The 7,671-nt window shown below is 70.2% G+C and carries 7 protein-coding genes; 3 read left to right on the top strand and 4 right to left on the bottom strand.

What is annotated here, in order from left to right; translation table 11 throughout:
- Together VIR15_RS10615 and VIR15_RS10610 are read left to right on the top strand one after the other, a co-directional pair.
- The coding region (locus VIR15_RS10615; RefSeq protein ID WP_331927448.1) for a sensor histidine kinase at positions 1–1,680 on the top strand (1,680 nt) is incomplete at its 5' end.
- Positions 1,673–2,344, top strand: coding sequence for a response regulator (locus VIR15_RS10610; RefSeq protein ID WP_331927447.1), 672 nt, complete (start codon positions 1,673–1,675; stop codon positions 2,342–2,344). The genes VIR15_RS10615 and VIR15_RS10610, both read left to right, overlap by 8 nt.
- A gap of 12 nt (positions 2,345–2,356) precedes the next feature.
- On the opposite strand, the gene VIR15_RS10605 is transcribed toward VIR15_RS10610, so the two are convergent.
- From VIR15_RS10605 to VIR15_RS10595, 3 genes are read right to left on the bottom strand one after another with little or no spacing between them, the layout of a single operon-like run.
- A complete protein-coding gene (locus tag VIR15_RS10605) occupies positions 2,357–3,634 on the bottom strand; it encodes a glycosyltransferase (protein WP_331927446.1) in 1,278 nt (425 codons plus the stop codon).
- Positions 3,631–4,659 (bottom strand): LLM class flavin-dependent oxidoreductase, encoded by a 1,029-nt coding sequence (locus VIR15_RS10600; protein ID WP_331927445.1) that lies wholly within the window; start codon positions 4,657–4,659, stop codon positions 3,631–3,633. The genes VIR15_RS10605 and VIR15_RS10600 overlap by 4 nt, the downstream gene beginning before the upstream one ends.
- Complete coding sequence (locus tag VIR15_RS10595) at positions 4,656–5,129, bottom strand: MarR family winged helix-turn-helix transcriptional regulator (protein ID WP_331927444.1); 474 nt, start codon at positions 5,127–5,129, stop codon at positions 4,656–4,658. The genes VIR15_RS10600 and VIR15_RS10595 overlap by 4 nt, the downstream gene beginning before the upstream one ends.
- A 96-nt stretch (positions 5,130–5,225) precedes the next feature.
- Here VIR15_RS10595 and VIR15_RS10590 point away from each other — a divergent pair, with 96 nt between their 5' ends.
- Positions 5,226–7,076 carry an ABC transporter ATP-binding protein gene (locus VIR15_RS10590; protein WP_331927443.1) on the top strand — a complete coding sequence of 617 codons (1,851 nt, stop codon included), beginning with the start codon at positions 5,226–5,228 and terminating at the stop codon, positions 7,074–7,076.
- Positions 7,077–7,109: 33 nt separating this feature from the next.
- Here the strand turns inward: VIR15_RS10590 and VIR15_RS10585 are convergent.
- Positions 7,110–7,671, bottom strand: a 562-nt coding sequence (locus VIR15_RS10585; protein WP_331927442.1) for a dihydrofolate reductase family protein, incomplete at its 5' end; no start/stop codon positions are given.

The following is a 7,671-nucleotide window of genomic DNA, read 5'->3' as shown; positions in this document are numbered from 1 at the left end:
GTGTGGCTGGGAGTACTTGTCGGACCGGCCACTCTGCTGACCCACGACCACGTCGTGCTACCTGAGTACATCGGTCTGGACGTCGCGCCCATCCCCAATCCCTACGTGGTTCCCGCGCTCGACCCCCTCCAGCCCTTCGTCGACCACGTGCTGCTCGAGTGGTGGGTGATCCCCCTCCTCGCACTGATCGTCTTCTACTGGCGCGGCCTCTTCAGCGGTGCCGCCCGGCGCAGACAGATGCGACTCATGGTCATCGCCGTCACGAGCACCCTCGTCATGTACATGCTGTGGGAGACATCGACCATCATCGGCATCAACGGAACACCATTCGGCACCGCGGTGACCGTTCTGGTAGCAACGTGCATGCTCGCGTTGCCCGTCGCGGGCATCCACGGGATCCTGCGTTATGGGGCCTACGACATCGCCATGGCAGACCGCGGCCGCGTGGTCATGCAGTCGTCGACCACCCTCATCACGATCATGTATGCCTGGGCGGTCGCCGTCCCCGGCGTGCTGCTCTCGCGGGCAGTACCCAGCGCAACCGCCGTCCTGCTCACGGCGTGCATCGCCGTGCTCCTGCTGCCGGTGCGTGGCTGGCTCTCCAGCTGGATCCGACGGGCCGTCTTCGGCGACCACCACGAGCAACTCGGGCTCCTTGGCGACCTCGGAACCCGGCTCGAGCAGGCCGTTGACGTCGACGAGGTGCTGAGCCGTCTGGCGGGGGGAGTCCGTGACGGGTTGGGTGCAACGTGGGTGCGCATCCGTCTCGCCGCACCCGACGGCCGCACCGTCGACACCCCGGACGCCGTCGCCGGGACGGTGTCGGGTGAGCCGGCGATCGGGCTCGACCTGACACGCGGAGAGCTCGTCATCGGCCGCATCGACCTGGGCCCAGCCCGCAGCGGTGCGTACGGCCTGGCCGAGCTGAGCCTGCTCGAGACGGTGGCGCGCCAGGCGACCACCGCGGTCGCGAACGTCAGGCTGACCGCCGAGCTCGCCGACCAGCTCAGGGAGCTGACCGCGTCCCGCACCCGGCTCATCACCGCACAGGACGAGGAGCGACGCCGGATCGAGCGCAACCTCCATGACGGCATCCAGCAGAGCGTCGTCGCCTTGATCGCGGGGCTACGGCTGGCCCGCAACCGCCTCGGCCGCGGCCAGCTGCACCAGACGGAGCTCGCGGAGCTGCAGGATCAGGCGCGGGAGACGCTGAGCGACCTCCGCGAGCTTGCCCAGGGCATCCATCCCCAGGTGCTCACGGACAACGGGCTCATCCCGGCGATCGAGTCTCGGACGGCGCGTTATCCGATCCCGCTCACCATCGTCGCGAGTGACGACGTGCGGCATCGGCGATGGGGCGCGGACATCGAGGCAATCGCCTTCTACACCGTGCGAGAGGCGCTGACCAACGTCGCCAAGCACTCAGGAGCCACCCACGCAAGTGTCGCCGTGTCGACGACGCCCAGCAGCCTGCGGGTCGAGGTCTCCGACGACGGAACGGGATTCGACCTCGCTTCCCGCAACGGCTCGCCCGGCGGTCTGGCCAACATCCGTGACCGGGTGGGTGTCGTCGGGGGACGCGTCAGCGTCACGAGCACTCCGGGGCACGGCACCCGGCTCACCGTCGACCTGCCCATTGATCTGCCCGTCGAGCAGCCACGGGAGGCGGCGCGTGTCTGAACCGCTACGGATCGTCATCGCCGAGGACAACTACCTCGTCCGCGAGGGGCTGCGCCGACTCCTGGAGGACTCCGGCCAGATCACGGTGCTGGCCTGCGTCGGCACGGCGACCGAGCTGCTCGACGCCGTGCGGCGCCTCTCCCCCGACGCGGTGCTCACCGACATCCGGATGCCGCCCACGCACCAGATGGAGGGGATCGAGGCCGCCCACACCATCCGCGCCACGCACCCGGGCATCGGCGTGGTCGTCCTCTCCCAGCACACCGACGAGAGCTATGCGCTGGCCCTCTTCAAGAACGGCTCCGCCGGCCTGGGCTACCTGCTCAAGGACCGGGTCGGCGACCTCGACGACCTCGTCCATGCCCTGACCGAGGTCCGCGGTGGCGGCTCGGTCATCGACCCAGAGATCGTCGACACGCTGGTGCGCAGGCGCAGCCGCGGCGCCACGAGCCCCGTCGCAGCCCTCTCTCCCCGCGAGCTCGACGTCCTCCGCCAGATGGCCCTCGGCAAGACCAACAGCGGCATCGAGGAGGCTCTCTATCTGTCTTCCTCCACGGTCGAGAAGCACGTCAACTCGATCTTCACCAAGCTGTCCCTCCCTGACACGGGTGTCCACCGCCGCGTGGCCGCGGTGCTCACCTTCCTCCAGAGCACGCCCGGCTGAGTTCACACCCCTTCAGGCCGTATGCCGCTGAGCTGGCTTCGCGAGCGCCGCGCGGATCGCGGCGGCTGCGTTGCCGACACCGTCCTCCGTGCGGATGCCCTCTCCGAGGACGGTGGCCGCCCTCGCGACCTCGGGGTCCAAGGCGGACCTGATGGCGGCCGTGAGTCGGTCCGCGGCGAGGTGCTTGCGATGGATCGGCTCGGCGCCGACGCCGAGCTCGTGGACTCGACGGCCCCAATAGGGCTGGTCCGCGATGTGCGGCACGACCACCTGTGGGACCCCAGCGCGCAGTGCGGCCGCCGTCGTGCCCGCACCGCCGTGGTGGATGACGACGGACAGCTGCGGGAACAACACGTCGTGCGGCACTCCGTCGATGGGGAGGACGGTGTCGGGAAGGTCCTTGGCGCGCAGGCGACCCCAACCGGCGTCGAGCACGCCGCGCAGACCGAGCCGCTCGAGGGCGGTCGCGAAGTGCCGCACGACCTCGCCCGGGTCGGCTGTCGCCATCGAGCCGAGCCCGAGGTAGACCGGTGGCGACCCGCTGGCGAGGAAGCTGGCCAGGTCCGGCGGCGCCTCCCACGGTGTCGTCCGCTCGACGAACCAGAACCCGGTCGCAACGAGGTTCGGCCCCCACTCCGGAGCGGGTGGCACGATCCGCGGACTGACCGCCAGGAGGGTCGGCACCGCCTTCGCTGCGCCGACGTACTCACGGAACGACTCCTGCACCACGCCGAGCCGGCGCCGGACCACGCCGCCGGTGGAGCGGACGACATCCCAGGCCGCGTAGGCCGCCGCCCATCCCCAGAGCCTGTTGAGCATCGACGTCGCTCGCGGACGCAACGCGAAGGTCGCCGAGGCCCCTTGCGCCGTGGGCCAGGTCGGCTGGAACATGGCGAAGACGTGGTGCTTGCCGGCCCGCCTCGCGAGGACCTCCATCGCCTCGAAGGTCAGCGGTCCCGAGACGAAGGCATCGGCCTTGTCGGCCAGCCGCACGAGGTCGTCGGCCAGCGGCTCCGCGAGGTAGCGGACCACCTTGCGCATGAGGTACGCCTCGCGTTGGGGGCTCGTGCTGGTGCCCCCGAGCCACTTCTGGCCGAGCTCGCTCCGGACCCCCTCCATGATGCCGAACGAGAAGGGCTCGAAGTCGAGACCGTGTCGCGCGACCAACGGCCCGAAGTCTGCGGCAGCAGCGACCGCCACGGCCCACCCCTCGCGGCGCAGGCGCTCCCCGAGGGCCAGCATCGGCTGGACGTCTCCTCGTGAGCCCATCGCGAGGAGCAGGATCCTCACCCGAGCAGCTCGCGGACCCGCGGAGCCACCTCCGTGGCGTAGAGGCGGATGCTCTCCATGCGCTTGTCGTGCGGGAGCGTCCCGACGGAGTACTTGAGCTGGAAGCGTGTCGCGCCGAGCACGCGCATCGTGTCGGCGATCTTCTGCGCCACCGTCTCGGGCGAGCCGCAGTACATCGCGCCGTCCGGCCCGAGCTGCTGCCTGGCCTGCTCCATCGTCATCGGGGCCCAGCGGCGCTCCCGTCCGAGCTTGTTCATGTAGGCCACCGAGTGTGGCAGGAACTCCTCCTGCGCCTGCTCGTCCGTGGCCGCGACGTAACCGGGCGAGTGGACTCCGACCGGTCGGGACTCCTTGCCCAGCTCGGCGAGCGCACGGCGGTAGAGGTCGGCGAGGGGGGCGAACTGCCGCGCGGAGCCACCGATGATGGCGATGACGACCGGGAAGCCGTAGTGGGCGGCCCGGACGACCGACTGCGGAGTGCCGCCGACCCCGACCCAGACGGGCAGGTGGCCGGACTCCGTTGCGGGCTGGACGAACTCGACGTCAACGGGTGGCCGGATCGTCCCCTCCCACTTCACCGGCTGCTCGGCCACGACGGCCGCGAGAAGGCTCAGCTTCTCGTCGAAGAGGGTCTCGTAGTCGCCCAGGTCGAGCCCGAAGAGGGGGAACGACTCGATGAACGAGCCGCGCCCCACGGTGATCTCGGCGCGGCCGCGCGAGATCGCGTCCACGGTCGAGAACCGCTGGAAGACGCGGATCGGGTCGTCGGAGGAGAGGACGGTGACGGAGGTACCGAGCCGGATCCGCTCCGTCCGGGCGGCGAGCGCGGCGAGGACCGTGTCCGGCGCGGAGATGGCGTAGTCCCGGCGGTGGTGCTCGCCGACCCCGAAGAAGTCGAGGCCCAACCGGTCCGCGAGCTCGCCCTCGGTCAGCACCTCCCGGATGACGACGGCCGGGTGCAGCGGCTGCCCGTCGGGGCCGTTGGCGATGTCGCCGAAGGTATCGAGCCCGAGTTCGACGTTCATGGCCCCATCCTAGGTTTGCCGTGTCGGCCGGGCTCGGTGTCGAGCTTGAGCAACAACGCCGCGAGCGTATGCCGCTGAGCTGGCGTGAGGGCCCCGAAGAAGTCCGCGGCCCCCTCCTTGCGGAGCTCGTCGGTCTGGGCGAGCACGTCTGTCCCCAGCTCGGTGAGCGAGACCGTCATCGCTCGGCGGTCGGAGGGGTCCGGGGCGCGCTCCACGAGGCCACGGGACTCGAGACGATCGACCACATCGGTGGCCGACCGCGGAGCGATGCGCAGGTGCTCCGCGACGACGCCGAGCCGGGTCGGTCCGTGGTGCCCGATGGTCCGCAGCGCCCTCGCCTCGTGCGGCGACAGCTCGAGCCCGGCGATGTCACTCAGGCCGGCGGACCAGCGCCGACGGAGCGCTCGCGCCGCGCCCATGAGCAGCTCGTCGAGCCCCGGGTCGTCGTCTCCGCCACGCTGGGACCTCATGGCCGCGAGCGTAACCAAGCCCAGCGGCATACGGCCAACTTGGAGGCAGGCACTTAATGAGGTAACCTCAGCACGTGAATGTATGGAGGTAACCACATGAATCAACTGGAGCACCGGGGCGGTCGCGGGGGCCGCGGCCCGGAGAGGGTCGACCCGCAGGACAAGGCGCAGCTCGCCGAGTCCCCCGTTTCGCTTCGCCGCGTGGTCGCGCTCTTCCGCCCACATCGGACGCCCGTGGCCATCGTGACCCTCATCATCGTCGCGATCTCGATCATCTCGATGGCCCAGCCCTTCCTGCTGCGCGCCGTCATCGACGACGCCCTGCCGCACCAAGATGTGCGCCTGCTCCTCTGGGCTGTCGGCGGCATGCTTGCCGTCACCGTCGTGACGCAGCTGCTCGGGGTGGTCCAGACGTGGATGACGACCTCTGTCGGCCAGCGCGTCATGCACGGACTGCGCACCGATGTCTTCCGCCACCTGCAGCGCCAGTCGGTCGCCTTCTTCACCCGCACGCGCAGCGGGGAGGTGCAGTCCCGCCTGACCCACGACATCTCCGGCATGCAGTCGGTCATCACCTCCACCGCGACGTCGATCGCGAGCAACGTGACGACGGCGATCGCCACCGCCGTCGCGATGGTGGCGCTCAGCCCGCGGCTCTCCCTGCTCTCGCTCATCGTCATCCCGCCGGCGATCTGGACGACCCGTCGGGTTGCGCTGCTCCGCCGCGACATCACGACCCAGCGACAGCGCCGCCTCGCCGACCTGCACAGTCAGGTCGAGGAGGGCCTCACCGTCAGCGGCGCCACACTCATCAAGACCCTCGGCGCGTCAGCGCGTGCCGCGGATCGCTTCACCGCGACGTCGACCGACCTCGTCGACCTCGAGCTGCGCTCGCAGCTCGCCGGGCGCTACCGGATGGCGACGATGCAGATCATCTTCGCCGCGATCCCTGCCCTCATCTACCTCGCCGCCGGCTTCCCCGCGACCTCGGGCGGCATGACGATCGGCACACTCATCGCCTTCACCGGCCTGCAAGCGGGGATCTTCCGTCCCCTCATGGGCCTGCTCGATGTCGGCGCCTCGTGGATCACCTCGATGGCCCTCTTCAGCCGGATCTTCGGCTACCTCGATCTCCCCGTCGACGTCGAGCCGCCCAGGCATCCGGTTGCAGTCGACCTCGCGTCGCTGCGTGGTGACGTGCGCTTCGAGCACGTGAGCCACACGTACGACGGCGAGACGTATGCCGCTGACGACGTCACGCTCGACGTGGCCGCGGGCACGACGCTGGCCCTCGTCGGGGAGACCGGCTCGGGCAAGTCGACGCTGGCCGGTCTCGTCTCACGGCTGGCCGACCCGACCCGCGGTCGTGTGACGATCGACGGGGTGGACCTGCGCGACCTCGCTCCCGAGGACCTGGCCCGGATGGTCGGCGTCGTCACCCAGGAGACCTACCTGGTCCACGCCTCCATCCGCGAGAACCTCCTGCTCGCGTCACCGGAGGCGACCGGCGAGGAGCTATGGCGAGCTCTCGAGGTGGCCCAGGTTGCCGCGCTCGTCGCCGGGTTGCCACATGGTCTCGACACGGTCGTCGGAGCACGCGGCCACCGGTTCAGCGGCGGCGAGAAGCAGCGTCTGGCCATCGCCCGAACCCTGCTGCGCAACCCGCGCGTGCTCGTGCTCGACGAGGCGACCAGCGCCCTCGACAACGCGACCGAGCGCGAGCTCCAGACGGCCCTCGACCGGCTCATGGCCGGCCGGACGACGATCACCGTCGCCCACCGCCTGTCGACGATCCGCGACGCGGAGCAGATCGCCGTCCTCGACCGCGGCCGGGTCGTCGAGCTCGGCGACCACGAGTCGTTGCTGGCCCTTGGTGGCCGCTACTCCCGGCTCACGGAGTCTCGGGCCGAGACCGGGGGTCGGGTGGTCGAGCCTGCCGCCGCGTGACCGCCGACGCGACAGGCCCGTGCGCGCAACCGGTCAGGCTGGGCCGTAGTCGAGGTGGACGACGCCGTTGTCGTAGACGTCGGTCGACTTGAGGCGCAGCTTCGTCGGGTCGACGCCGTCGCGGAAGAGGCGGTCTCCGGTGCCACGCGCGACCGGATAGACGAACAGGTGCAGGTCGTCGACCAGCCCGTCGGCGAGGAGCCCGCGCACCAGCGTGCCACTTCCGGAGATGTAGATCGTGCCGTCGATCTCGTCCTTGAGCCGGCGGATGGCCTCGGGATCATAGGCGCCGAGACGCGTCGAGGGTCCCCATTCGACGTTGGGCTCGGTCGCGCCCACGACGTACTTGTGGGTGTCGTTGAAGAAGGGCGCGCCCGGGTCGTCCTCGACCGTGCGGGTCGACCACGCGGGGGCGAACATCTCGTAGGTCCTTCGCCCGAGGAGGATCGCCTTCGCCGAGCCGGTGATCTCGCCAAGGGTCTCGCCCATCCTCGGGTCGAAGCCGTACTCGAACGTCCAGCCCGGGTCTTGATAAACGCCGTCCAGCGCGATGAACTCGTGAACTGCGATGGTGCCCATGCTCGCCCCACTCCTC

Origin of the sequence: Intrasporangium sp. (assembly GCF_036566125.1) — a bacterium.
Taxonomy (GTDB): Bacteria; Actinomycetota; Actinomycetes; order Actinomycetales; family Dermatophilaceae; genus Intrasporangium.
This window is presented reverse-complemented; position numbering and strand designations above follow the sequence as displayed.

Coding starts and splice junctions, on each gene's coding strand:
- VIR15_RS10590 (WP_331927443.1), top strand. CDS start 5,226: ATGAATCAACTGGAGCACCGGGGCGGTCGCGGGGGCCGCGGCCCGGAG.
- VIR15_RS10600 (WP_331927445.1), bottom strand. CDS start 4,659: ATGAACGTCGAACTCGGGCTCGATACCTTCGGCGACATCGCCAACGGC.
- VIR15_RS10595 (WP_331927444.1), bottom strand. CDS start 5,129: ATGAGGTCCCAGCGTGGCGGAGACGACGACCCGGGGCTCGACGAGCTG.